Below are 23,807 nucleotides of genomic sequence, written 5' to 3'. Positions count from 1 at the left end.
AAACGACTTCGCGCCGATGATAGTGCTGCAACCAGTGTGAAAGTAGGTCATCGTCAGGCTAGTATTCTGCATCACCCCATCCTCTGACGAGGGTGGGGTGTTTGCTTTTGCGCGGCCGCTTTGTATCGCCTCTATGCCGCTACCTCGACATATCCCCCATCCCCTCTGCTGAAACACTAAAAGACCCCGGGTACCGGCCTTCGCCGGCACGACGAGGGTGTTGATAACTTATTCATCGCTACCCGCGTAACCAGTCCACCGCACCACCACTTACCCAACACCTCTACCCCCATCCCCGTCGTACTGACGAACGTCAGTACCCAGCGTCGTCCGCCACATATCCAGAACACTGCTCGCTGAAAGACCCACGCAGCGAAATAACAGACGAAAAAAAACCGGCGAAATACGCCGGTTTCTTATCGCAACCCGAAGGCCGCATAACTTTTCGCAGCTTAGAACTTGTAAGCCACACGCGCCACGGCAAAATTCACGCCGCCGTTCGGTTGCTTGATGCCGCCGTTGGAAAAGTGCTGCAGGCGGAAACCCAGATCCAGGCCGTTGTTGAACACATAGCCGGCGCCCACGTGGTCGCCGAACTGGAATGCGGTCGACAACACCTTGTCGTTGTTGCGGTAGAGCTTCGAGAACAGGTGCACGCCAATACCGGCTTCGCCGTAGAAACCCTTGCCGTCGTCGCGCTGGAAGCGGAACACCGGTGTCAGGCCGATATCGACCAGGTTGCCGCTGCTGTTAGTGTTGTTGTAATGGTTCATGCGCCAGTTGGCCAGCGACAGGTCCCAGTAGCCACCGATGTGGGTGCCATTGGATTGCCAGAAATTCCAGTTAGGACCCCAGTTCCATTGCGCGCCCAGACGAACCAGCTGGGTGCTGTTGCCCGTGCCATATTCAACCGACACGCCATCGACTGCGTAGCTAGGCGCTGTAAAGGCAAACGTTGCGATGCCGGCGACAGCCAGTTTAGCTACCAGGCTCTTCAATTTGGTCATAAGTCCTCTTTCGACGCGAAATGTGTAATTGGTATTGAGTGAATCGGGCCAATGCCAAGCCTGAAGCTCGGAACGTCCACGATGACGCCGTATTCTCTCACAATCGTTAGAATTGCATACTCGCACATTCGAATTTGGAATCGAATAGTTTCGGCTATCCGCGCCACCAAAGCGGCCCCGCGCGGGGCGTTCCTATGCTGGCTGATCGTCCCGCATCCATCCACGCGAACAGTCGACCGCACGGTGCCAGCGATACAGCAATTGTTCACGTTGGGCATGATCCATCTGCGGCTCGAAGCGTCGATCCACCTGCCACAGCGAGGCGATTTCTTCGATCGAGCTCCAGAAGCCGGTGGCCAGGCCAGCGAGGAAGGCGGCGCCCAGCGCCGTCGTTTCGGTGACCTGCGGGCGCACCACCGGCACCCCCAGCATGTCGGCCTGGAACTGCATCAGCAGGTCGTTGCGGGCGGCGCCGCCATCGACGCGCAACTCGCTCAATGCAATAGAGGCATCCTTTTGCATCGCATCGAGCACATCGGCGGTCTGGTAGGCGATGCTTTCCAGTGCGGCGCGGGCAATGTGCGCCGAGGTCGCGCCGCGCGTGAGGCCGCTGATGCTGCCGCGGGCATACGGGTCCCAGTGTGGCGTGCCCAGGCCGGTGAAGGCCGGCACGAAGTAGACACCGCCGTTATCCTTCACCTGCGCGGCCAGGGTTTCGATATCGCCCGACTTGCGAATGATGCCAAGGCCGTCACGCAGCCATTGCACCACCGCGCCGGCGACGAAGATACTGCCCTCCAGCATGTAGGACACATCGCGTGGCTGCTCCTTGCCCGCAAAGCTCCAGCCGATCGTGGTCAATAACTTGTTATGCGACACCGCAGGCTTGGCGCCGGTCTGCATCAGCATGAAACAACCGGTGCCATAAGTATTCTTGACCATCCCTTCGCGCAGGCACACCTGGCCAAAGGTCGCCGCCTGCTGGTCGCCGGCGATGCCGGCAATGGGCAGCGCACGGCCAAACCACTTGGCGTCGGTATGGGCAGCGATGCCGCTGCTGGCCACCACCTGCGGCAGCAGGGATTCGGGGATATCCAGCAGCGCCAGCAGTTGGCTGTCCCAGCACCCGCGATGGATATCGAATAACAGGCTGCGCGAGGCATTGCTGCTATCGGTCACATGCTGGCCGCTCAGCTTGTAGATCACCCACGAGTCGACCGTGCCGAAGGCCAGCTCGCCACGCTCGGCGCGGGCTCGTGCGCCCTCTATATGTTGCAGGATCCAGTGCAGCTTGGTGCCGGAAAAATAAGCATCCAGCACCAGGCCGGTACGGCGCAGGAACAACTCTTCGTGGCCTTGCTCCCGCAGCTGGTCGCATAACTGCGCGGTGCGACGATCCTGCCAGACGATGGCAGGGCAGATCGGTTCACCGGTGGCGCGATCCCACACCACGGTGGTCTCGCGCTGGTTGGTGATGCCGACCGCACTGATATCGCCGGCGTCGATGCCGTGATTCTTCAACACCGCTTGCGCCACCTCCAGCTGGGAGCGCCAGATATCGTTGGCATCATGTTCGACCCAACCCGATTGGGGATAGTGCTGGGGAAATTCCTTCTGTTCAGTGGCGGTGATCTGTCCCAGGCGATCAAACAGGATCGCCCGCGAACTGGTGGTGCCCTGGTCGAGGGCGAGAATGTAGCGGCTCATGGCCTGTCTCCCGAATAGCTCTTGTTGTGATGGGGGTGCGAAAGGTCTTAGGGCCGATAACTATATTCCAGGCGTCCCGCCACGTCCACGCGCAGCTTGAGCACATGACCTGAAAGCGGATACCGGCGCAGCTCTTCTTCGCTGCGCCCATGGCGACCGGTGGTGATGTAGAGCGTGCGCAGGTCGGCACCGCCAAAGGCCACCATGGTCGGGCAACGGGCCGGCAGCCGTACCTCCTGCAGGATCTCGCCTTGCGCCGACAGGCGCAGCACGCGGGCGCCTTCGAACATCGCTACCCAATAGGCGCCTTCGCTGTCGACCGCCGCGCCGTCGGGACGCCCGCCATAATCGGCAGCGCTCTTGTCGCTGTCGAACTGGCGCAGCAGGCGGCAGTTGGAGGTGGCGCCGGTCGCCAGGTCGAAGTCATAGACATTGATGCGGTGGCTCGGCGTATTGCTGTGGTACATCAGCCGCTGGTCGGGACTGAAGGCCACGCCATTGGAGGTCACCACGGCATGGTGCGCATCGCGCAGCACGTCGCGCTCGAAGCTGTACAGGGTGCCGCCGTCGCGGTCGCGCGGCTCGTAGATGGTGCCGCACCAGAAACGACCGGCGGCATCGCAGCGGCCATCGTTGAAGCGGATGCGCTCAGTGTCGTAGGGCGCCTCCAGCAACGGCGCCAGCGCGCCGGTGCCGGTATCGAGATGGGCCATGCCTGAGCGCAGCGCCACCACCAGTCCACCCTGCGCATGCCGGGCAATCGCGCCAGGTTCGTGCGGCATGGGCCAGCTCTGGTGCTGCCCGCGCTCGACCTGCAGGCGATGCACCGCCTTGCCCGGGATGTCGATCCAGTACAGCGCGCCTTCCTCGGCGTGCCAAAGTGGCGACTCGCCCAGCAGCATGGGCTGGTCGAAGGCGGTCTCGAGCTGGTCGGCGGCGATGATGTCGTGGGTCATGTGGCAGTTCCGTAATAACAGAAAGGGCCATTATGCGCCGACGCCATCAATTCATAAACCATCCGCCGTCGCGTCTGATGGCGATTGGGCAGGGCGCAGCCGGACGAAAAAAAACGGCATGCGCGTCATCACGCATGCCGTCTGATGCTGCAAGTTTGATGGTCTAACTGATCAGTTGGACCAGCCACCGTCGATCATGTGGATCGAACCGGTGGTGAAGTTGGATTCGTCCGACGCCAGGTACAGCGCCAGTGCAGCCACTTCTTCCGCACGGCCGATGCGGCCCATCGGCTGGCGGCCGACGAAGGCGGCGCGCACTTCGGCTTCGCTCTTGCCGCTTTCCTTGGCCTGGGTGCTGATGCGCTGGTTCAGCGATGGCGACTCGATGGTGCCCGGGCAGATTGCATTGCAACGCACGCCCTGGGCTACGAAGTCAGCCGCGACCGACTTGGTCAGGCCGACCACGGCGGCCTTGCTGGCGCCATAGGCAAAGCGGTTGGCGACGCCCTTCACGCTCGATGCGGCCGAGGCGATGTTGACGATCGAGCCAGCCTTCTTGGCCAGCATGCCCGGCAGCACGGCGCGGATGGTGTGGAACATGGCCTTGGCGTTCAGGTTGAACGAGAAATCCCAGGCCTTGTCATCGCATTCCAGGATATTGCCGGCGGCCACATAGCCGGCGCAGTTGAACAGCACGTCGATGGTGCCGACGTCGGCCACCAGCTTCTTGATGGCGGTGTCATCGGTCACGTCCAGGATGTGGGTCTCGACGCCGGCGATACCGGCCAGCTGGTCCAGGTGCTGACGGCTGATGTCGGTGGCGATCACGCGCGCGCCTTCACGGGCGAACAGCTCGGTCGACGCGCGACCGATACCCTGTGCGGCAGCGGTGATGAGGACGGTCTTGCCGGCGAGGCGTCCGGTGGATGCAGACATGGTGATTCCTTTTTTTAAATGAGTTTTCGTTGTGCCAGGTTCTTGAACAATGCAGACAGACCAAAGGTCCACGGCGCCGTCTTGTCGCTGAAGTTTACCGTATTGACCAGCGCCCCGAGTCGCGGCGTGGCGATCGTCACGATATCGGCTACCTGGTGCGTGAAGCCCTGGCCCGGACCGAAACGGTCCTGGGTCGGCGCGAACATGGTACCCAGGAACAATACCAGGCCGTCGGGGTACTGGTGGTTGTGGCCGATGGCGTGTTCCACCAGTTGCAGCGGGTCACGGCTGATCATCGACATCGAACTGCTGCCCTTGAGCGTAAAGCCTTCGGTGCCGTCGACCCGCATTGTAAGTTCGGCGCGGCGCACGTCGTCAATTGAAAACTTTGCATCGAACAGGCGAATAAAAGGCCCCACCGAGCACGAGGCGTTATTGTCCTTGGCCTTGCCCAGCAGCAGCGCGCTGCGGCCTTCGAAGTCGCGCAGGTTGACGTCGTTGCCGAGCGCCGCACCCACCACTTTGCCGCGGCTGTTGATGGCCAGCACGATCTCGGGTTCGGGGTTGTTCCAGACCGACTTCGGATGGATCCCGACCTCGTCGCCCAGGCCCACCGACGACAGTGGCTGCGCCTTGGTGAAGATCTCGGCGTCGGGGCCGATGCCCACTTCCAGGTATTGCGACCAGACACCCTGCTGCAGCAGCACTTCCTTGAGCTTGGCCGCTTCGGGCGAGCCCGGCACCACGCTCGACAGGTTGTCGCCGATCACCGCCGTGATGGCCTGGCGTACCGCTTCGGCACGGCCTGCATCGCCGCGCGCCTGTTCTTCGATCACACGCTCCAGCATGCTGGCCACGAAGGTCACGCCGCTGGCCTTGACCGCCTGCAGGTCGATCGGCGCCAGCAGCCATGGGCGCGTGCTGTCGCGCTTGCTGGCGTCGGCGTTGTCGAGCAGCTCCTGCAGCGATGCCAGACGCGGCGCGTTGGCGCCCTTGACCACTGCCGCCGGGTCGTCCAGCTCAAGCAACTGGCTCGACGTGGCGGCGATGCCGCTGAGGTCGTAGACGCCCTCGGCATCGACCTTGACCAGCACGGGGCCGACGCCCGGTTGCCAGATGCGGCCGACCAGGGTGGCGTGGGCGTGGTCTTCGGGCAGGTGCGCCTCGATCGTGTAAGTGTGTGCCATTTTCTAATTCCTTGGTTGTGGGTGGGGGCTGCCACGATCAGGTTACCCCGGGTTGGTCGCGCCGGTCCGGTGCGACCCGTATAAGCAAAAATGCCGCTGGTCTTGACGACCAGCGGCAGTAACGACATGCGATGCTCAGGTATAGACCCCGATGTGCCAGGGGACGAACTCATCCTGGCCATAGCCGTGCAATTCGCTCTTGGTCTTCTTGCCCGAGGCGGTATCGAGGATCATCTGGAAGAAGCGTTCGCCGATCTGCTGCGGTGTCGCCAGGCCATCGGCGATCTCGCCGCAGTTGATGTCCATGTCCTCTTCCTGGCGCTGCCACAGGGCCGTGTTGGTCGCCAGTTTGAGCGATGGCGACGGCGCGCAGCCATAGGCCGAACCGCGCCCGGTGGTGAAGCAGATCACATTGGCGCCGCCGGCTACCTGACCGGTGGCCGAGATCGGGTCGTAGCCCGGTGTGTCCATGAAGACGAAACCGTGCGCCGTCACCGTCTCGGCATACTTGTACACGTCCACCAGGTTGGTGGTGCCGCCCTTGGCGACCGCGCCCAGCGATTTCTCGAGGATGGTGGTCAGCCCGCCCGCCTTGTTGCCGGCCGAGGGATTGTTATTCATTTCGGCATCGTTCTTGGCGCAATATTCTTCCCACCAGTCGATGCGCGCCAGCAGCTTATGGCCCACTTCGGAAGACACCGCGCGGCGCGTCAGCAAATGCTCGGCGCCGTAGATTTCCGGCGTTTCCGACAGGATCGCGGTGCCGCCATGGCGCACCAGCAGGTCGACTGCCGCGCCCAGCGCCGGGTTGGCGGTGATGCCGGAATAACCGTCAGAGCCGCCGCATTGCAGGCCCAGCGTCAGATGCTTGGCCGGCACCGGCTCGCGCACCACGCCATTGGCCGCCGGCAGCATCTTCTTGATCTTCTCAATGCCCAGCGCCACCGTCTTGGCCGTGCCGCCGGTGCTCTGGATAGTGAAGGTATGGAAGAACTCGCCTTCCTTCAGGTCGTGGCTTTCCATCAGGCCCGAGATCTGGTTGGTCTCGCAACCCAGGCCGACCACCAGCACGGCGGCGAAGTTGGGATGCTTGGCATAGCCGGCCAGCGTGCGACGCAGCATCTGCAGCGGCTCGCCCAGCGAGTCGACCGCGCAACCCAGGCCGTGGGTCAGCGCCACCACGCCATCGACGTTGGGGAATTCGGCCAAGACCTCGGGATGGATGTCGCGACGGAAATAGTCGGCGATGGCGCGCGCGGCGGTGGCCGAGCAATTGACCGAAGTCAGCACGCCGATGTAGTTGCGGGTGGCGACCCGGCCGTCCGGACGCACGATGCCCATGAAGGTGGCCGGCTGGTCGACGAAGTCGACCGGTTTCACGTCGGCCCCGAAGTGGTGCTCGCGCGAGAATTCTGCCATCGCCAGATTGTGCGTGTGCACGTGCTGACCTGGCTCGATGGCTTGGCTGGCGGTGCCGATGATCTGGCCATAGCGCTTGACCGGCTCGCCGGCGGCGATGGCGCGGGTGGCCATCTTGTGTCCGGCAGGAATCAGGCCCTGGACCTTGAGTCCGGACTCTTCTTCCAGCACCGTGCCGGACATCAGCTGCCGGCGCGCAATGACGACATCATCGACCGGATTCAATCGAATGATGGGAGAAATAGGTTTCATGGTGATCTCGGTGAGAACGTAACGAACTTGGCTAACGAAACCCGGGTGGATGTCACGCATCCACCGGGCGATGGCTATCGTCTTACTTGGCTGCGAACTGTGTCAGGTCAGGCATCGGGCTACCGACCCATTGCTGGTAGATGCCGGCCAGCTTGCCGCTCTTCAGGTTGACAGCGATCCAGTCGTTGAGCCACTTCTCGAGTGCCGGTTCATTCTTGCGGATGCCGATGGCATAAGGAATATCCTTGATCGCGAACTTGGTTTCGATGTTCTTGGAAGGGTTCTGCTTGGCCACGGCGCTGGCCAGCGAGTTAGGCGTGCAGAACGCATCCACCTGGCCCGACACGATGGCGGCAGTCACGGTGGCGTCGTCATCGAAGCGCACGATGGTGGTGCCCTTTGGCGCCAGCGGGGTCAGCAGCGAATCCTGCATGTTGCCGCGCACCACGGCCACGCGCTTGCCGGCCAGGTCGTTGAGGCTCTTGATGTTTTCACCCTTGGCTGCGGCCACCACGAACTGCGAGGCGCCGTACGGTTGCGAGAACGACACCACCTTCTGGCGTTCCGGCGTGATCGAGAACGATGCGATCACCATGTCGGCCTTGCCGGTCATCAGGAACGGAATGCGGTTGGGGCCGGTGACCTGCACGATCTCCAGTTCCACGCCCAGGTCCTTGGCCAGGGCGCGCGCAGTTTCCACATCCGAACCCTGAGGTTCCAGCTTGGCGCTGGTCATGCCGAACGGCGGCGCGCCCAGGTCGATGGCGACCAGCACTTTCTTGCGGGCCTTGATATCAGCCAGCGCATCGGCATGCGCGACCTGCGCGAAGCAGGTCAGGCCCAGTACCACGGCGGCGGCTTTCTTGGTGAAATTGAGTAAGGTATTCATTTATGTCTCCTGAGATGAAAAGGTACTTCTAAGTACTTCTGACTATGTGCGGATCAGAGATCGCTGGATACAAACTTCTGCAACTCGGCAGTCTTGGGGTTGGAAAACAGTTCATCCGGCGGGCCCACTTCCCATACCTGGCCCTGGTGCATGAAGACCAGCACATCGGCCAGTTTGCGCGCAAACGCCATTTCGTGGGTCACCAGCACCATGGTCATGCCCTGCTTGGCCAGGTCTTCCATGACCTTGAGCACTTCCGAGGTCAGCTCCGGATCGAGCGCCGAGGTCACCTCGTCGAACAGCATCAGCTCCGGCGCCATCGCCAGCGAGCGGGCAATCGCCACGCGTTGCTGCTGGCCGCCCGAGAGCTGCTCGGGATAAGCTTCTTTCTTTTCTTCCAGGCCCACCAGCTGCAGCACGTTACGGGCGATCTTCTTGGCCTCGTCGGACGACATCTTCTTGATGGTCGTCAGCGCCAGCGTGATGTTGCGTTCCACCGTCAGGTGCGGGAACAGGTTGTAGCTCTGGAACACGATGCCCACCTGCTTGCGCAATTCGCGCAGGTTGAGGCGGTCGGGGTGATGGATGTCGTGGCCGCACACGTTGATGTTGCCGGCGTCGACTTTTTCGAGTCCGTTCAGGCAGCGCAACAGGGTGCTCTTGCCGGAGCCGCTGCGACCGATGATGGCGACCATCTGGCCCTTTTCCACATCCAGGGAGACGCCGTTCAACACCTTGTTCGTGCCGAAGCTCTTGTGCAGATCCTTGATCTTAACGATTGCTGACATTCAATTTCCTTTCGAAGTGCTTGGACAGCGCCGACAGCGGGTAGCAGAGGCAAAAATAGATCAGCGCCACACAACCGAATACGGTGAAGGGCTGGAAGGTCGAGTTATTGATGATCTGGCCGGCCCGGGCCAGGTCGACAAAGCCGATCACCGAGGCCAGCGAGGTGTTCTTGACGATCTGCACCATGAAGCCGACGGTGGGCGGGGTGGCGATCTTGACCGCTTGCGGCAGGATCACCTTGGTCAGTTGCTCGAAGCGGTTGAAGCCCAGGCATTCCGACGCTTCCCATTGGGTCTTGGGCACCGCCTGGATGCAACCGCGCCAGATCTCGCCGAGGAAGGCGGCGCAGTAGATCGCAAACGAAATGCCAGCCGCCACCAGTGGCGTCAACTTGAAGCCGGCGATGGCCAACCCGAAGTACGACACGAACAGGATCACCAGCAGCGGGATGCCCTGGACGATCTGGATGTACCAGCTGGCGATGGCGCGCAGCGCTGCGTTGGGCGAGACCCGCCACAGCGCGATGACGATGCCCGCCACGCCACCGAAGACGAACGCCACCAGCGACAGCACCACGGTCCAGACGGCGGCTTGCAGCAGATACTCGACGTGCAGGAAAGTAAATGAATTCATGTCGAGTCCTTACAGGTTGGTGCCGAGCTTGCGCTTGCGCACGAAGGCGATCTGGCTGATCAGCCAGAATGCCGCACGGAACAGGAACGACAAGCCCAGGTACGCCACCGCGATCACCGCATACACCTCGAAGCTGCGGAAGGTTTCGGACTGCACCAGGTTGGCGGTAGCGGTCAGTTCTTCGGCCGAGATCTGCGAGGTGATGCTCGAGGCCAGCATCAGCAGGATGAACTGGCTGGTCAGCGACGGATAGACCCGTTCGACGGCCGGCAGCATCACCACGTGCCAATAGACATGGAACTTCGACATGCCCAGGCATTCGGCCGCTTCGATCTGGCCGGGATGGATCGAGTTGAACCCTGCCCGCATGATCTCGGCCGTGTAGGCGCCGACGTTGACGGTCAGGGCGATCACGGCAGCGGTCTCGGCGGTCAGCTTCCAGCCGATGCTGGCCAGGCCGAAGAACACCAGGAACACCTGCACCAGCAGCGGCGTGTTGCGAATGACTTCGACGTACACCTTCACCAGGCTGTGCAGCAGCCAGTTCTTGCTTTTGTAGGCAATCGCACACAAGGTGCCGACCACGAAGCCCAGTACGATCGACAGGGCGGAGAGCTGGATCGTCAGCCAGGCGCCGTACAGCAGGCGGTCCCAGTTGGCGAACACACTCATGAAATCAAATGTGTAATTCATTGATGCTCCGGTTGGACGGACGAGGTGCGGCCTTAAGGTCGCAGGGTGCGGCGGTGCATGGGCGCGAGTCCCGTTGGGCTGAGGTGGGGTTGGTGCATGGTCGGTCTCCTGTTACCTGAGGTTTTTCATGTCTGGCGGCGGCTGGCAGGAGTTCAATCCGGCTGCCCTGCGTGGCCTCTTCGTGGGCCTGTCGCCAGGTGGCTTGGTACTGCGATCTTGCTTAAACCTTTTTACATCTGCTTGACGCCGTCGATGGCAAAGCGGGTCGCGACATTGACGATGCCGTTGACCAGCGGCTGGCCCAGTTCGGCAATGCCGATCTCGAAACTGTCGCCCGGCTGGGTGCGCACGCTGTAGGCGAACGACAGCGTGGCCGCGCCCAGGAAGTAGGCATGCACGTCGCCCGGGCGCAGCACCTGGTTGTACTTGAAGTGGTGGTATTCCAGGTTCTCGATCTGGTGGCACATGTTGTCCTGGCCGCACAGGAATTCCTGCTCCCAGATCACCCGGCCGTTACGGCGGATGCGGGTCATGCCGACCATGTGCGCGGGCAGCGCGCCCACCCGCAACTCCGGGCCGAACGAGCAATAGCGCAGCTTGGAATGCGCCTGGTACAGGTAATTGCGGCGTTCCATGACGTGGTCCGAGAATTCATTGCCGATGGCAAAGCCGAGTCGTCGCGGACAGCCTTCGTCGTCGATCACATACAGGCCCACCAGCTCCGGTTCTTCGCCGGCGTCCAGCGCGAAATCGGGGCAGGGCAGCGGCTGGCCGGGCGCGACCACGATGTCGCCGTCGCCCTTGTAGAACCATTCGGATTGCACGCCGACCCGGCCCGGCCCCGGGCGTCCGCCTTCCATGCCCCATTCGAACATGCGCATGGTGTCGGTCTTGGTCATTTCTTCGCCGTCGATCTGGCGATGCATCTTGTCGCGGGTCGAGGTGCTGCTGAGATGGGTGGCGCCGGCGCCGGCGATGCGGCAGTGGGCCGGATCTTCATGATCCAGCGGCGCCAGGATGCGTTGCTCCTTCAGGATCGCGGTATAGTCCTCGACCTGATTGCTGTTGAGCAGTTGCGCCTGGCGTTCCAGCCCGTTGCCCTGGCGTATCGCCAGCAATGCCAGTTCGCGCATGCGGCTCACCTGCGAGATCACCTGGATCTTCGATCCATCGACGATCCCGACCTTGCGCGCGCCTTCGCGGTCAATGAATTGAATCAGCCTCACCTTGTCTCCGATCGGTACTTGATTCTGTGGTCAGAGCGACACCAGTAAGATGGCTTTGGCGAAACCGGCCGGCGTTCGGCGACGACAATACCGTCGTGAACGGGCACATTCGCAACTGGCAGGAATATGCTGCGCTGCCAGGTCGATTTCGCACAAGTCTCCTGCTTTTTTTGCGCATCGGTTCGGCAGGCCGATAGATGCGCTAGCATTATGGTTTTTCGCAGGACCGAATATAAGAGGCTTACAAAACGATGTCCAATGAGCTTAATTCATCGGGTGATAACCAACTGGCGAGTGCGGCCTCCGAGCTGCCCTCCGTCGGGTCGATTGTCAGCCGCTTGCGCTTTCGTCAGGTCGCCCTGTTGACGGCGCTCGACGAGCAGGGCTCGTTGCACAAGGCGGCTGAAGTCATGCACATGACGCAGCCGGCCGCCACCAAGGCGCTGCACGAAATGGAAGACGCCCTGGGCGTGATCCTGTTCGATCGCTCGCCGCGCGGCATCGAGGCCACCGAACTCGGTCGCTGCGTGATTCGCTACGCGCGCCTGATCCAGAGCGATGTGTCGAACCTGCGCGATGAACTGCAGAACATGATCAGCGGGCGCGGCGGCCGGCTCGCCATCGGCACCATCATGGGCGCCGCGCCGGTGGTCACGAGGGCGCTGACGCGCTTGCGCGAGATCCAGCCCGAGGTGTCCATCGAGATCGCCGAAGACACCAGTGCGCGCCAGCTGCTGTTGCTCGACCAGGGCCGCATCGACCTGATGATCGGCCGTTCCTCGGTCAGCTCGCAGCCCAATCTTTATAACTACGAAATGCTGCGCGGTGAACCGATGTGCATCGTCAGCGGCATCGACCATCCGCTGGCCACGGCGCAGAAGGTGCGCCTGCCGGAGTTGTCCGATGCGTCGTGGATCCTGTATTCGAGCAATATGCCGATGCGCATCTGGATCGAGCACGAATTCAAGCTGGAAGGCATGAAGGTACCGGGCAATGTGATCGAGACCGCCTCGCCGTTTGTGACGGTGACCCTGCTGGCGCAGTCGAACATGGTGGCCGTGATGCCACTCGACATCGCGCATTTCTTCGCGGCCAAGCAGATGTTGTGTATCCTGCCGGTGGGTCTCAAGACCCGCATCGAGCATTACGGCATTGTCACCCGCAAGAACACCACCTTGTCGTCGCTGGCCAAGATGTTCATCCAGATATTGCAGCAGCAGAACTGAAGCGTCGGGGCGGACGGGGGCGTCAGGGTTTTCCCGATGGTGTTTTGCAGGCAGGACCGTTAGTCTTTTTCATCGCGGCCGGGGAGGCCGCTTCTTCGATCGCCTTTCATGACACTGCGTTTTTCGCGTCTCGCTGCCGCTCTCGGTCATTCCTTTGTCGTGGTCGCTGCCCTGCTGGTGGTGGGTTGCGCCGCGCAACGGCCGACGCCACCTGTCGATGCTGCCGCCAAGCAGGCACGGCTGGACCAGGCGCTGGCGCTGTTCTCGGCCAACCCGCCCGGCGCCTTGCCGCTGGACTGGGCGCCGTTGACGCTGACCCGCAAGAAAAAGCCAACCGAATACACCCTGGTCGACGAGGGAGGTCGCAGCGTCCTGCACGCCAAGGCCGACCAGGCGTCGTCGGGCCTGCGTCACGCAGTCGATATCGATGTCAACAAGAAGCCCTGGATGTCGTGGAGCTGGAAGACCTCGGCCCTGATCCCGGGCGCCGATGTCAGCGCGCGCGAAACCGACGACGCGCCGGTGCGCATCGTGCTGGCCTTCGATGGCGACCACGACAAGCTGTCGCTGATGGATACCATCCTGTTCGATACCGCCAAGCTGCTGACGGGCCACGAGTTGCCCTATGCCACGTTGATGTATGTCTGGGACAGCAAGGCCGCAGTCGGCACGGTGGTCGCCAACAGCCGCACCGGCCGGATCCAGATGCTGGTGGCCGAGAGCGGGCCGGCGCACGTGGGGCAATGGCTGCAATACCAGCGCAACGTGGCCGAGGACTATGAAAGGATATTCGGTGAAAAACCCGGTCGCCTGATCGGTGTGGGCGTGCTTACCGATGCCGATAACACGATGCAGAAGGCCGAGTCCTGGTATGGCGACATCCGCCTGCTGCGCGAGCCGGCCAGCGCAGCACGCTGACCGGCCCTCGTCGCTTCCCTGATTACGCCGCTGCTGCGGCTGCTGCCGGCGGCGTGGCGGGTGTGACTTGCGTCACCGGTGTGGCCTGGATGGCGCCGGTCAATACCTCCACGCCCGCCATGAAGTCGTCCATGTCCATGCGCTCGTGCACATTGTGCGAGCCATTGGCGTTGCGGATGAACACCATCGCCGCCGGGATGCCGGCATTGGCAAACACGGCCGCGTCGTGGCCGGCGCCGCTGGGGATGGTCTCGGCGGACAGTTCGGCGGCAATGGCGGCCTGCGACAGGCGCGCGATCCACTGGCTGTCCATGGTGGCCGGGGCCGAGGTCAGTTGCTCGTCCAGCTCGAAGCGCACGCCACGTTCGGCCGCCAGCGCATTGCATTCCTGCTGCATCAGCGCGTAGAAGCGTTCCAGCGTATCGCGGTCCTGGCTGCGCACCTCGAAGCTGAACTGTACTTCCCCGGGGATCACCGACACCGCGTGCGAGTCGGGCAGGGTGGAGCAGATGCCGCAGGTCATCACCAGGTCCATCCCCATCTGCAGCAACACCCGCCAATGCTCATCCATGCGCGCCAGCAGTTGCGCCACCGCCAGCATGGCGTCGCGCCGCAGCCAGCGTGGCACCGCGCCCGAATGACCGGCCTCACCGATGCAGCGGATGCGGTTGTGACGGATGTTGCCGCGAATCCCGGTGACCACGGCGGTCGGCCATTCGCGCGCCACCATCACCGGACCTTGTTCGATATGCAGTTCCAGCCAGGCGGCGATGTCGCCGGCGCCGACCAGCGCTTCGCCGCGACCGATGGCGTCGACATCGATGCCGCTGTCCGCCATGGCCTGGCCCAGCGTGCCGTGGCCGCTGCGGTGCGTCAGCGCCAGCGCGCTGCGAGGCAGCTTGCCCAGCAGCGCCAGCGAACCGGCATAGGCACGGCCATACCAGGCGCTCTCTTCGCCACGCAACGCCAGCACCTGGATCGGCGGCGCCGATTGCCAGTCATGGCGCATGCGCAGCAGCACCAGGATGCCGGCCACTACGCCTGCCAGACCGTCGAAGTTGCCGCCCAACGGTACCGAGTCGACGTGCGAGCCGATCACCACCGGGGGCATCGGTCGCGCGTCTTGCGGCAGGCGCAGCCAGAGGTTTTGATAACGGTCGCGTTCGGCGTGCAGGCCGAGTGCGGCGGCGTGTTGTTCCAGCACCTGCAGCGCCCGCTCTTCGCCGGCGCCGAAGCTCTCGCGGGTGATGCCGTCGCCATCGCGCGAGGCGGCGGCGACGTCGTCTAGGATGCGTTGACCCAGTTGTTTCAGTTCTGCTGGCGTCATGCTCCTGCCCCTCCGTGGGCCAGCGACCACGCCGCCGGATCGCGGCTGAACGCGGCCAGCATGTCGCGGGTTTGCGGGGTCAGTTCGGGGCGTTGCTCCAGCACCGACAGCAATGCCGGCCAGCTGGTCAGTCCGTGCAGGCAAAGATCATGCGCGGCGAGGCGCTCGGGCGCCTGCGGATAGATGCCATAGTCCAGCACCACCATGCAGTCCTGGACCGTGGCGCCGCCGGCGCGCAACGCCTGGACCGCCGCGATCTTGCTGCGGGCATCGGTGGTGGCGTCGTCGATGAACACCACCTGCGGTGCCGCCGGCAAGCGACCTTCGAGGCGCGCGTCGTTGCCCCAGCCCAGTGCGCGCTTGCGCAGGTACAGCATGGGCAGTTCCAGGCGGTCGGCAATCCAGGCCGCCAGGGCGATGCCCGAACTTTCTGCGCCGACGATGGCATTGACGCCGCGTGCGGCCACGATCGGCGCCAGGCGGCGCGCGGCCAGTTCGACGATGGTGCGGCGGCGGGCCACGTCGGACATCAGCAAGCGGGTGTCGACATAGACCGGGCTGGCCCAACCGGAGGTATAGAAAAAGGCTTGATCCTTCATGATGCGCACGGCATCGAGGTCGATCAGCGCGGCGGCAACTTCAAGCGCGTCCGGGGACAGCAGGGATGTTTGAGGCATCGTTCGGGGGAATGGCTGACAAAAGAAAACCATCGTAGCGGCCCGGCATTGTCACTGAGAAGCACCATAAATTCGCGTCAGCCGTTCCATTTGGCGATGGCTGACCCATTTCTTGTTAAGATCTGGGCTTGATTTTTCTGGCCGGATGCAGCCCATGGCGAACTCGCTTTCCCCCCGTAACTTCCTGCGCCAGCTCGATCTTGGCACGCTGGACCTGTTCATCCTGATCTGCGAATGCGGCAGCATCGCCGGCGCCGCCGCGCGTGGCCAGTTGGCGGCGTCGGCCTTGAGCAAGCGGGTGGCCGAGCTCGAGGCCCTGGCCGGGGCGCCGTTGCTGGAACGTCACGCGCGCGGCGTGCGTCCGACCTTTATGGGGGAGCAGGTGCAGGTGCATGCGCAGGCGATCCTGGCCCAGGCCGAGCGGTTGCGGCTGGACCTGGCGGACCTGGCCGAAAGTGCGCGTGGCGTGCGGGGGCGGGTGCGGCTGGCCGCCAGCGCCTCGGCCGTGGAGCAGTTCCTGCCGGCCGATCTGGCCGGGTTTGCCCGCAGTCATCCCGAGATCCGCATCGACCTGCAGCAATGCAGCAGCAGCCAGGTGGCGTCGATGGTGTTGGCGCGCGAAGCCGATCTTGGCATCTGCAGCCTGGACGGCCAGGTGCCGGCACTGCAATGGCGCCCGTATCGCACCGAGCGGCTGGTGCTGGCGGTGCCGCGCGCGCATCCGCTGGCGGCGGCCGAATGCATTGCCTACGCCGAGGCGCTGGACTTCGAGCAGATCGGCGTGCGCGGCAGCAGCGCCGTGCAGCAGTCGCTGGCGCGTGCGGCCAGCCAGGCGCGCAAGGTCTTGCGTCAGCGCATGGAGGTCGACAGCCTGTCGGTGATGTGCAGCATGATCGAATGCGGCATGGGCATCGGCGTCATGCCGCAGGGCGTGTTTCGCCACTTCGGCGGGCGCCGCCTGCAGGCGGTGCAGTTGAGCGACGCCTGGGCCACCCGCCAGTTATGTCTTTATGCCAACGATTTCGAGCAGTTGCCGGAGCCGGCGCGCCGCTTTGCCGAGCACGCGGCGCGCGCGGCTGCCGTCAAGGCAGCGCGAGCAGCAGGGCCAGCGTAATGGCGGCCGGCAGCGCCTGCACGTAAAGAATCGATTTCTTGGCGGTGAGCCCGCCGTAGATGCCCGCCACCAGCACGCAGCCGACGAAGAACAACTGGATCGCATGCGTGCCGCTCCATGCGCCCCAGAACAGGCCGGCCGCCAGGAAGCCGTTGTACAGCCCCTGGTTGGCGGCCAGCACGCGCGACGCCTGGGCGGCTTCGCGCGACTGGCGAAATGCCTTCAGGCCGATCGGGTGGGTCCACAGGAACATCTCCAGCACCAGAATCCAGACATGTTCGACGGCGATGGCCAGCACCAGGATGGTGGCGAGGGTTTGCATGAAGGTCTCCTTGTTTTAATTGTGATGGGGCAGTGCTAGCTTCGTCAGGACTCAACTCGGCGACAGGAATTTTTCGGCCAGGCGTACCCAATAGGTGGCGCCGATGGGCAGCAGGTCGTCGTTGAAGTCGTAGCTGGGGTTATGCAGGTTGCACGGGCCCAGGCCATGGCCGTGATCGCGATGGCCGCCGTCGCCGTTGCCCAGGAACACGTAGCAACCCGGGCGGTGCTGCAGCATGAAGGCAAAGTCTTCCGCGCCCATGGTCGGCTCGGCGCGGGCGTTGACGTGCTCGGCCCCGAACTGTTCGGTCAGCACCTCGACGGCGAACGCGGTTTCCTTCTCGTGATTGATCAGGGGCGGGTAGTTGCGCGTGAAACGGAAGTCGACGGTGGCATCGAAGGCCGCAGCGGTGTGCTCGGCGATCTCCTGCATGCGGCGCTCGATCAAGTCCAGCACCGACGTGCTGAAAGTGCGCACGGTGCCGGCCAGGGTGGCGTTGTCAGGAATGACATTGGTGGCGCTGCCGGCGTTGATCTGGGTGATCGAGACCACCGCCGGATCATTGGGATTCGCATTGCGCGAGACGATGGTCTGCCAGCCCTGGGCGATCTGCACCGCCGTCATGACCGGATCGATGGCCTTGTGCGGTTGCGCCGCATGCGAGCCCTTGCCGCGCACGGTGACCTCGAACTCGTTGCTGGAAGCCATCATCGGGCCCGGCGTGACACCGAAATGGCCGGCCGGGATGCCGGGCCAGTTGTGCATGCCGAACACGGCATCCATCGGATACTGGTCGAACAGGCCATCCTGGATCATGCGCTCGGCGCCACGGCCACCTTCTTCAGCCGGCTGGAAGATCACATACACGGTGCCATCGAAATTGCGATGCTCGGCCAGGTAGTGCGCCGCGCCCAGCAGCATGGCGGTATGCCCGTCGTGGCCGCAGGCGTGCATCTTGCCCGCGTGGCGCGAGGCGTGCGGGAAGGTGTTGAGTTCGGGCATCGGCAACGCATCCATGTCGGCGCGCAGGCCGATGGCGCGCGGGCTGCTGCCATTCTTGATGATGCCCACCACCCCCGTCACGCCCAGGCCGCGCACCACCGGAATGCCCCATTCGCCCAGTTTTGCGGCCACTACGTCGGAGGTGCGCTGTTCTTCATAGCTCAGTTCCGGATGGGCATGGATGTCGCGGCGGATCTTTTGCAGCTCGGCGTGGAAGCGGACGATGGGGTCGATGAGTTTCATGGAAATGGCAGGATAGGCTGATAATCCGAGCATCTTACCTCTATGCGTCGGGCGTTGCGCATCGCGTTGCGCGAAGGCGATTTGCGCTAAAGTACATGGTTTGATCCAACGCCAGCCGCTTTTGCCGCCATGACCACCACGATAGTACGCGCCGCCTGCCCCCATGATTGCCCCGATACCTGCGCCTTGCTGGTCACGGTAAAGGATGGCGTGGCCACCGAGGTCAAGGGCGACCCCGAGCATCCCACCACCGCCGGCGTGCTGTGCACCAAGGTGTCGCGCTACACCGAACGCACCTATCACAAGGACCGCCTGCTGTATCCGATGCGCCGGATCGGCGCCAAGGGCGAGGGCAAGTTCGAGCGGATCAGCTGGGACGAGGCCATCGGCACCATTGCCGAACGCCTGGGCGCCATCGCCCTGCGCGACCCGCAGGCGATTCTGCCGTACAGCTTCGCCGGCACCATGGGCCTGGTGCAGACCGAATCGATGGCCGGACGCTTCTTCAACCGGCTCGGGGCGTCGCAGCTGGAGCGCACCATCTGCTCGTCGGCCGGCGGCGTCGGTTATCGCTATACCGTGGGCGCCCGCATCGGCACCGATCTCGAACAGGTGCAGCACGCTAAGCTGATCGTGATCTGGGGCGGCAATCCGATTGCCTCCAACCTGCATTTCTGGACCCGCGTGCAGGCGGCCAAGCGCAATGGCGCGCGCATCATCGTCATCGATCCGTATCGTTCGCTGACGGCCGAAAAGAGCCATCGCCATATCGCACTGCTGCCCGGCACCGACGCCGCGCTGGCGCTGGGGCTGATGCACGTGCTGATCGGCGAAGACCTGCTCGATCATGACTACATCGCCCGCCATACGCTGGGCTTCGACCAGTTGAAGCAGCGGGTGCAGCAGTGGACGCCGCAACATACCGCCGAGGTATGCGGCATCACCGCCGGTGAAGTGATTGAGCTGGCACGCGAATACGCGGCCGCCGCGCTGGCCGGCGAAGGGGCCATGATCCGCGCCAACTATGGCTTGCAGCGTGTGCGTGGCGGCGGCATGTCGGCGCGCAATATCGCCTGCCTGCCGGCCCTGGTGGGCGCATGGCGCCACCCGGCGGGTGGCATGCAGCTGTCGACCTCGGATTCGTTCCCGCGCGATAACGCAGCGCTGTCGCGTCCTGACCTGGCGGCGCGCCATGGACGGGCGGCGCGCGTGATCAACATGAGCACCATCGGCGACGACCTGCTCAAGCCGGCCAGCGCCGACTTCGGTCCCCGGATCGAAGCCCTGATCGTCTATAACGCGAACCCGGTGGCGGTGGCGCCGGAGTCGGCCAAGGTGGCGCAGGGCTTCGCCCGCGAGGATCTGTTTACGGTGGTGCTCGAGCATTTCCAGACCGACACCGCCGACTATGCCGACATCGTGCTGCCGGCCACCACCCAGCTGGAGCACGTGGACGTGCACAGCGCCTACGGCCACGTCTACATGATGGCCAACAATGCCGCCATCGCCCCGATGGGTGAAGCCAAACCCAATACCGAATTCTTCCGCCTGCTGGCCGCAGCCATGGGCTTCGATGAAGAATGCTTCGGTCACAGCGACGACGAGATCGCCGCCGTCGCCTTTCGCCGCGATCACCCGCGCAGCGGCGGCTATGACTGGAACCTGCTCAAGCAGAAAGGCTGGCAGCGTCTCGACATGCCGGCCGCGCCCTTTGCCGATGGCGGGTTTGCCACGCCCTCGGGTAAGTGCGAGTTCTATTCGGCGCAGATGCTGGCGGCCGGGCTCGATCCATTGCCGACTTATATCGCGCCGTATGAATCCGCGCTCAGCAATCCCGAGCTGGCGCTGAAATATCCGTTGGCGATGATTTCACCGCCGGCGCGCAACTTCCTCAATTCGTCCTTCGTCAATGTGCAGAGCCTGCGCGACACCGAAGGCGAACCGCGCCTGGACATGCACCCGCTGGACGCCGGTGGGCGCAACATCGCCGACGGCGACATGGTGCGCATCTTCAATGATCGCGGCAGCATGCAGGCGCGTGTGCGCGTCACCGATCGCGCCCGCATCGGGCTGGTGGTGGGGCTGTCGATCTGGTGGAAGAAGTTTGCCGCCGACGGCAAGAACGTCAATGAAGTCACCAGCCAGCGCCTGACCGACATGGGCAATGCGCCCACCTTCTATGACGTGCTGGTGCAGGTGGAGAAACTGGAGAGCGCATGAAGCTGCCCCGCCTGCTGCGCGCATTGGCCATTGCGGCGACGGCACTGCTGGTGGGCGGCTGCAGTTCGGTGGCCTATTATGCACAGGCCGCGCACGGGCAGTTTTCATTGCTGGCGCAGGCGCGGCCGCTGGATGACTGGATCGCCGATCCGGTCGCCGCCGACAGTCTCAAGGACAAGCTCAGGACGGTGCGCCAGGTGCGCCAGTTTGCCGTGACCGAACTCAGCCTGCCCGACAACGGCAGTTACCAGAGCTATGCCCAGCTCGACCGCCCGTTCGTGCTGTGGAATGTGGTGGCGGCTCCCGAGTTGTCGCTCAAGGCGCACCAGTGGTGTTTTCCGATTGCCGGCTGCGTCGATTATCGCGGTTACTACAGCCAGCAGGCGGCGCAGCAGTATGGCGCGCAGTTGAAGCAGGAGGGTTACGACGTGCAGGTGGTCGGCGTGCCTGCCTACTCGACCCTGGGCTGGTTCAATGACCCTGTTATTTCCACCTTCATCAACTATCCCGATGGCGAGCTGGCGCGCCTGATCTTCCATGAGCTGGCGCATCAGGTGGTCTATGCGCGTGACGACACCTCGTTCAATGAAGGGTTTGCGGTAGCGGTCGAGGAGATCGGCGTCGACCGCTGGCTGGCCGCACGCGGCGACCAGAAGATGATCGATGCCTATCGCCGCTTCGCCGAACGCAAGCGCGACTTCCTGGCGCTGCTCGACAAGTATCGCGACCGCCTCGAAGAGAACTACGAGAGCGATGCCGCAGAATCGCTAAAGCGCGAACGCAAGCAGCAGATATTCGATGACCTGCGGGCCGAATACGCGCAGCTCAAGCAGACCCGCTGGGAGGGCTACGCCGGTTACGACCGCTGGTTCGCCATGCCGTTATCCAATGCCCACCTGGCGCTGGTGGGGGCGTATCACGACCAGGTGCCGGCCTTCAAGGCGTTGTTCGCGCAGAGCCGCGATTTCGCCGATTTCTTTAGTCGGGTAAAGAAGCTGGCAGACATGGACAAGCCTGCGCGCCATGCGGCGCTGGGTGATCCCTTGCCGTCACCCGATTCAGGCGGGCGCAAGAAAGACCGCAAGAGCGAGCGCACGCCGCTGTAAATGTTGCTGTGCGACATGGAAGGCGCGTGCCGATGGCGCCTCGCAGGGTATGATCTAAATGTTTCGACGAGTCGCTTTAGGCAAAATTGCTGCAAAAGGACTTGCCCCGGCGACCAATGCTGGATAGCATCTGCTCTAAATAATAAAACACTCGTGCTTTTTTTGCTGTGCGCGCCAACGTGATCATCGCCCAGCCAGCGCAAGTTCTGATCGGAGACAGAGGTAAACATCATGGAAAAATTCTGGCTTGCATCCTATCCTGCGGGCGTACCCGCCGAGATCGATCCCAACCAGTGCCAGTCGCTGGTGCAGATGATCGACGAAGCCTTCAGCCGCTACGCTGATCGCAACGCCTATGTCTGCATGGGCAAGACCATGCGCTACGATGAACTGGACCGGCTCTCGCGCACCATGGGCGCCTGGCTGCAGGGCCTGGGTCTGAGCCGTGGCGCGCGGGTGGCGATCATGATGCCTAACGTGCTGCAGTACCCGGTGGCGATCGCTGCCATCCTGCGCGCCGGCTATACGGTGGTCAACGTCAATCCGCTCTATACGGCGCGCGAACTCGAGCATCAGTTGAAGGACTCCGGCGCCGAGGCCATCTTCGTGCTGGAGAATTTTGCCTGCACCTTGCAGAAGGTAGTGGCGCGCACCCAGATCAAGCACATCGTGGTGGCCAGCATGGGCGAGATGCTCGGTCTGCTCAAGGGCGCCATCGTCAATCTGGTGGTGCGCCATGTCAAGAAGCTGGTGCCGGCCTGGTCCTTGCCCGGCGCCATCACCTTCAATCGGGCCTTGCAGGAAGGCGCTGCCCGGCAGCTGCAGGCAGTCACGACGACGCCGGATGACGTCGCGTTTCTGCAGTACACGGGCGGCACCACCGGTGTGGCCAAGGGCGCAGTGCTGACCCATCGCAATCTGGTGGCCAATGTGCTGCAGGCCGAGGAGTGGCTTGATCCGGCGCTGAAGTCCGGCACTCCGCCGGAGCAACTGGTGTTCGTGTGCGCGCTGCCGCTGTACCATATCTTTGCGCTGACGGTGTGCAACATGCTGGGCACCCGCAAGGGCGCGCTCAACCTGCTGATCCCCAATCCGCGCGACATCCCCGGCTTCGTCAAGGAGCTGGCCCGCTACAAAGTCAATACCTTCCCGGCGGTGAACACGCTCTATAACGCTTTGCTCAACAATGCCGAATTCGCCAGGCTGGATTTCTCCGGCTATCGCTGCTGCGTCGGTGGTGGCATGGCGGTGCAGAAGTCGGTTGCGGATCGCTGGAAGAAACTGACCGGCTGTCCAATCATCGAAGGTTACGGCTTGTCCGAGACCTCGCCGATTGCCAGCGCCAACCCCTGTACCATCACTGACTACACCGGCACCATCGGACTGCCGCTGCCCTCGACCGAGATCGTCATCCTGGACGACGACGGCCATCCGGTGGCGCTGGGCCAGCCGGGCGAGATCGCCATTCGCGGCCCGCAGGTGATGCAGGGTTACTGGCAGCGTCCCGACGAGACCGCCAAGGTCATGACCGACGATGGCTTCTTCAAGACCGGCGACATCGGCATCATGGACGAGCGCGGCTACACAAAGATTGTCGACCGCAAGAAGGACATGATTCTGGTGTCCGGCTTCAATGTCTATCCGAACGAGATCGAAGGCGTGGTGGCGCAACACCCGGGCGTGCTCGAATGCGCCTGCGTCGGCGTGCCGGACGAACACACCGGCGAGGCGGTCAAGCTGTTCGTGGTGCGCAAGGATAAATCGCTGACGGCCGAGCAATTGCTGGCCTATTGCAAGGAACAGTTCACCGGCTACAAGAAGCCCAAGACCATCGAGTTCCGCGATGAACTGCCCAAGACCAATGTCGGCAAGATCCTGCGGCGCGAGTTGCGTGACGAGAAAAAGCCGCAGCCGGAGAAGACTGCGGCCTGAGAAACGCGTCGTCCCGGCGCTCGAAT

21 protein-coding genes are annotated in these 23,807 nt (G+C 63.3%); 6 read left to right on the top strand and 15 right to left on the bottom strand.

The genetic code is table 11. The features are described 5' to 3' along the window. Positions 1–452: 452 nt before the first annotated feature. The 11 genes from LBW87_RS22915 to araD1 form a co-directional block, all read right to left on the bottom strand. A complete protein-coding gene (locus tag LBW87_RS22915) occupies positions 453–1,007 on the bottom strand; it encodes an acyloxyacyl hydrolase (RefSeq protein WP_225203791.1) in 555 nt (184 codons plus the stop codon). Positions 1,008–1,199: 192 nt separating this feature from the next. Beyond that, on the bottom strand, positions 1,200–2,714 hold the full coding sequence (gene glpK, locus LBW87_RS22910; protein ID WP_225203790.1) for a glycerol kinase GlpK: 1,515 nt from the start codon (positions 2,712–2,714) through the stop codon (positions 1,200–1,202). A 47-nt stretch (positions 2,715–2,761) separates the two neighbouring features. After that, on the bottom strand, positions 2,762–3,670 hold the full coding sequence (locus tag LBW87_RS22905) for an SMP-30/gluconolactonase/LRE family protein (RefSeq protein ID WP_225203789.1): 909 nt from the start codon (positions 3,668–3,670) through the stop codon (positions 2,762–2,764). Positions 3,671–3,841: 171 nt separating this feature from the next. After that, positions 3,842–4,606, bottom strand: a complete 765-nt coding sequence (locus LBW87_RS22900; RefSeq protein WP_225203788.1) for an SDR family oxidoreductase — start codon at positions 4,604–4,606, stop codon at positions 3,842–3,844. A 14-nt stretch (positions 4,607–4,620) separates the two neighbouring features. Further along, positions 4,621–5,793, bottom strand: a complete 1,173-nt coding sequence (locus LBW87_RS22895; RefSeq protein ID WP_225203787.1) for a fumarylacetoacetate hydrolase family protein — start codon at positions 5,791–5,793, stop codon at positions 4,621–4,623. A 135-nt stretch (positions 5,794–5,928) separates the two neighbouring features. Next, complete coding sequence (locus LBW87_RS22890) at positions 5,929–7,464, bottom strand: UxaA family hydrolase (RefSeq protein ID WP_225203786.1); 1,536 nt, start codon at positions 7,462–7,464, stop codon at positions 5,929–5,931. Positions 7,465–7,546: 82 nt separating this feature from the next. Then, entirely contained in the window at positions 7,547–8,353 is an 807-nt protein-coding gene (locus LBW87_RS22885) for a transporter substrate-binding domain-containing protein (RefSeq protein WP_225203785.1), read from the bottom strand. A gap of 53 nt (positions 8,354–8,406) precedes the next feature. Next, positions 8,407–9,141 (bottom strand): amino acid ABC transporter ATP-binding protein, encoded by a 735-nt coding sequence (locus LBW87_RS22880; RefSeq protein WP_225203784.1) that lies wholly within the window; start codon positions 9,139–9,141, stop codon positions 8,407–8,409. Beyond that, positions 9,125–9,775 carry an amino acid ABC transporter permease gene (locus LBW87_RS22875; RefSeq protein WP_225203783.1) on the bottom strand — a complete coding sequence of 217 codons (651 nt, stop codon included), beginning with the start codon at positions 9,773–9,775 and terminating at the stop codon, positions 9,125–9,127. The genes LBW87_RS22880 and LBW87_RS22875 overlap by 17 nt, the downstream gene beginning before the upstream one ends. Before the next feature lie 9 nt (positions 9,776–9,784). Further along, on the bottom strand, positions 9,785–10,468 hold the full coding sequence (locus LBW87_RS22870; protein ID WP_225203782.1) for an amino acid ABC transporter permease: 684 nt from the start codon (positions 10,466–10,468) through the stop codon (positions 9,785–9,787). Between the two features lie 230 nt (positions 10,469–10,698). After that, positions 10,699–11,694, bottom strand: a complete 996-nt coding sequence (gene araD1, locus LBW87_RS22865; RefSeq protein WP_225203781.1) for an AraD1 family protein — start codon at positions 11,692–11,694, stop codon at positions 10,699–10,701. Positions 11,695–11,945: 251 nt separating this feature from the next. Here araD1 and LBW87_RS22860 point away from each other — a divergent pair, with 251 nt between their 5' ends. Together LBW87_RS22860 and LBW87_RS22855 are read left to right on the top strand one after the other, a co-directional pair. After that, positions 11,946–12,920 (top strand): LysR family transcriptional regulator, encoded by a 975-nt coding sequence (locus LBW87_RS22860; protein WP_225203780.1) that lies wholly within the window; start codon positions 11,946–11,948, stop codon positions 12,918–12,920. Between the two features lie 108 nt (positions 12,921–13,028). Then, the gene (locus LBW87_RS22855) at positions 13,029–13,838 is read left to right on the top strand and encodes a DUF3047 domain-containing protein (RefSeq protein WP_225203779.1); all 810 of its coding nucleotides are present in this window, start codon (positions 13,029–13,031) and stop codon (positions 13,836–13,838) included. Positions 13,839–13,860: 22 nt separating this feature from the next. On the opposite strand, the gene LBW87_RS22850 is transcribed toward LBW87_RS22855, so the two are convergent. Next, positions 13,861–15,165: a hydantoinase/carbamoylase family amidase gene (locus tag LBW87_RS22850; protein ID WP_225203778.1), complete on the bottom strand. Its 1,305-nt coding sequence runs from the start codon at positions 15,163–15,165 to the stop codon at positions 13,861–13,863. Further along, positions 15,162–15,842, bottom strand: a complete 681-nt coding sequence (locus LBW87_RS22845; RefSeq protein WP_225203777.1) for an orotate phosphoribosyltransferase — start codon at positions 15,840–15,842, stop codon at positions 15,162–15,164. Before LBW87_RS22845 ends, LBW87_RS22850 begins: the two co-directional genes overlap by 4 nt. A 154-nt stretch (positions 15,843–15,996) precedes the next feature. On the opposite strand from LBW87_RS22845, the gene LBW87_RS22840 reads away from it, so the two are divergent. Continuing rightward, positions 15,997–16,956, top strand: coding sequence for a LysR substrate-binding domain-containing protein (locus tag LBW87_RS22840; protein WP_225203776.1), 960 nt, complete (start codon positions 15,997–15,999; stop codon positions 16,954–16,956). On the opposite strand, the gene LBW87_RS22835 is transcribed toward LBW87_RS22840, so the two are convergent. Both LBW87_RS22835 and LBW87_RS22830 read right to left on the bottom strand, forming a co-directional pair. Continuing rightward, the gene (locus LBW87_RS22835; RefSeq protein WP_225203775.1) at positions 16,925–17,278 is read right to left on the bottom strand and encodes a DUF1304 domain-containing protein; all 354 of its coding nucleotides are present in this window, start codon (positions 17,276–17,278) and stop codon (positions 16,925–16,927) included. The genes LBW87_RS22840 and LBW87_RS22835 overlap by 32 nt on opposite strands. Before the next feature lie 51 nt (positions 17,279–17,329). Further along, entirely contained in the window at positions 17,330–18,523 is a 1,194-nt protein-coding gene (locus LBW87_RS22830; protein ID WP_225203774.1) for a M20 aminoacylase family protein, read from the bottom strand. Positions 18,524–18,652: 129 nt separating this feature from the next. Here LBW87_RS22830 and LBW87_RS22825 point away from each other — a divergent pair, with 129 nt between their 5' ends. The 3 genes from LBW87_RS22825 (at position 18,653) to LBW87_RS22815 (ending at position 23,781) form a co-directional block, all read left to right on the top strand. Beyond that, positions 18,653–20,743, top strand: coding sequence for a molybdopterin-dependent oxidoreductase (locus tag LBW87_RS22825; protein WP_225203773.1), 2,091 nt, complete (start codon positions 18,653–18,655; stop codon positions 20,741–20,743). Further along, the gene (locus LBW87_RS22820) at positions 20,740–21,849 is read left to right on the top strand and encodes an aminopeptidase (RefSeq protein ID WP_225203772.1); all 1,110 of its coding nucleotides are present in this window, start codon (positions 20,740–20,742) and stop codon (positions 21,847–21,849) included. The genes LBW87_RS22825 and LBW87_RS22820 overlap by 4 nt, the downstream gene beginning before the upstream one ends. A 231-nt stretch (positions 21,850–22,080) precedes the next feature. Continuing rightward, a complete protein-coding gene (locus tag LBW87_RS22815) occupies positions 22,081–23,781 on the top strand; it encodes a long-chain fatty acid--CoA ligase (RefSeq protein ID WP_225203771.1) in 1,701 nt (566 codons plus the stop codon). The last annotated feature ends 26 nt before the right edge of the window (positions 23,782–23,807 follow it).

It is taken from the genome of Herbaspirillum sp. alder98, from assembly GCF_020179755.1.
GTDB lineage: Bacteria > Pseudomonadota > Gammaproteobacteria > Burkholderiales > Burkholderiaceae_D > Herbaspirillum.
This window is presented reverse-complemented; position numbering and strand designations above follow the sequence as displayed.

What these genes read in the sequence shown, in the direction of transcription:
- LBW87_RS22915 (WP_225203791.1), bottom strand. Translation starts at nt 1,007, where the DNA reads ATGACCAAATTGAAGAGCCTGGTAGCTAAACTGGCTGTCGCCGGCATC.
- glpK (WP_225203790.1), bottom strand. Translation starts at nt 2,714, where the DNA reads ATGAGCCGCTACATTCTCGCCCTCGACCAGGGCACCACCAGTTCGCGG.
- LBW87_RS22905 (WP_225203789.1), bottom strand. Translation starts at nt 3,670, where the DNA reads ATGACCCACGACATCATCGCCGCCGACCAGCTCGAGACCGCCTTCGAC.
- LBW87_RS22900 (WP_225203788.1), bottom strand. Translation starts at nt 4,606, where the DNA reads ATGTCTGCATCCACCGGACGCCTCGCCGGCAAGACCGTCCTCATCACC.
- LBW87_RS22895 (WP_225203787.1), bottom strand. Translation starts at nt 5,793, where the DNA reads ATGGCACACACTTACACGATCGAGGCGCACCTGCCCGAAGACCACGCC.
- LBW87_RS22890 (WP_225203786.1), bottom strand. Translation starts at nt 7,464, where the DNA reads ATGAAACCTATTTCTCCCATCATTCGATTGAATCCGGTCGATGATGTC.
- LBW87_RS22885 (WP_225203785.1), bottom strand. Translation starts at nt 8,353, where the DNA reads ATGAATACCTTACTCAATTTCACCAAGAAAGCCGCCGCCGTGGTACTG.
- LBW87_RS22880 (WP_225203784.1), bottom strand. Translation starts at nt 9,141, where the DNA reads ATGTCAGCAATCGTTAAGATCAAGGATCTGCACAAGAGCTTCGGCACG.
- LBW87_RS22875 (WP_225203783.1), bottom strand. Translation starts at nt 9,775, where the DNA reads ATGAATTCATTTACTTTCCTGCACGTCGAGTATCTGCTGCAAGCCGCC.
- LBW87_RS22870 (WP_225203782.1), bottom strand. Translation starts at nt 10,468, where the DNA reads ATGAATTACACATTTGATTTCATGAGTGTGTTCGCCAACTGGGACCGC.
- LBW87_RS22860 (WP_225203780.1), top strand. Translation starts at nt 11,946, where the DNA reads ATGTCCAATGAGCTTAATTCATCGGGTGATAACCAACTGGCGAGTGCG.
- LBW87_RS22855 (WP_225203779.1), top strand. Translation starts at nt 13,029, where the DNA reads ATGACACTGCGTTTTTCGCGTCTCGCTGCCGCTCTCGGTCATTCCTTT.
- LBW87_RS22850 (WP_225203778.1), bottom strand. Translation starts at nt 15,165, where the DNA reads ATGACGCCAGCAGAACTGAAACAACTGGGTCAACGCATCCTAGACGAC.
- LBW87_RS22845 (WP_225203777.1), bottom strand. Translation starts at nt 15,842, where the DNA reads ATGCCTCAAACATCCCTGCTGTCCCCGGACGCGCTTGAAGTTGCCGCC.
- LBW87_RS22840 (WP_225203776.1), top strand. Translation starts at nt 15,997, where the DNA reads ATGGCGAACTCGCTTTCCCCCCGTAACTTCCTGCGCCAGCTCGATCTT.
- LBW87_RS22835 (WP_225203775.1), bottom strand. Translation starts at nt 17,278, where the DNA reads ATGCAAACCCTCGCCACCATCCTGGTGCTGGCCATCGCCGTCGAACAT.
- LBW87_RS22830 (WP_225203774.1), bottom strand. Translation starts at nt 18,523, where the DNA reads ATGAAACTCATCGACCCCATCGTCCGCTTCCACGCCGAGCTGCAAAAG.
- LBW87_RS22825 (WP_225203773.1), top strand. Translation starts at nt 18,653, where the DNA reads ATGACCACCACGATAGTACGCGCCGCCTGCCCCCATGATTGCCCCGAT.
- LBW87_RS22820 (WP_225203772.1), top strand. Translation starts at nt 20,740, where the DNA reads ATGAAGCTGCCCCGCCTGCTGCGCGCATTGGCCATTGCGGCGACGGCA.
- LBW87_RS22815 (WP_225203771.1), top strand. Translation starts at nt 22,081, where the DNA reads ATGGAAAAATTCTGGCTTGCATCCTATCCTGCGGGCGTACCCGCCGAG.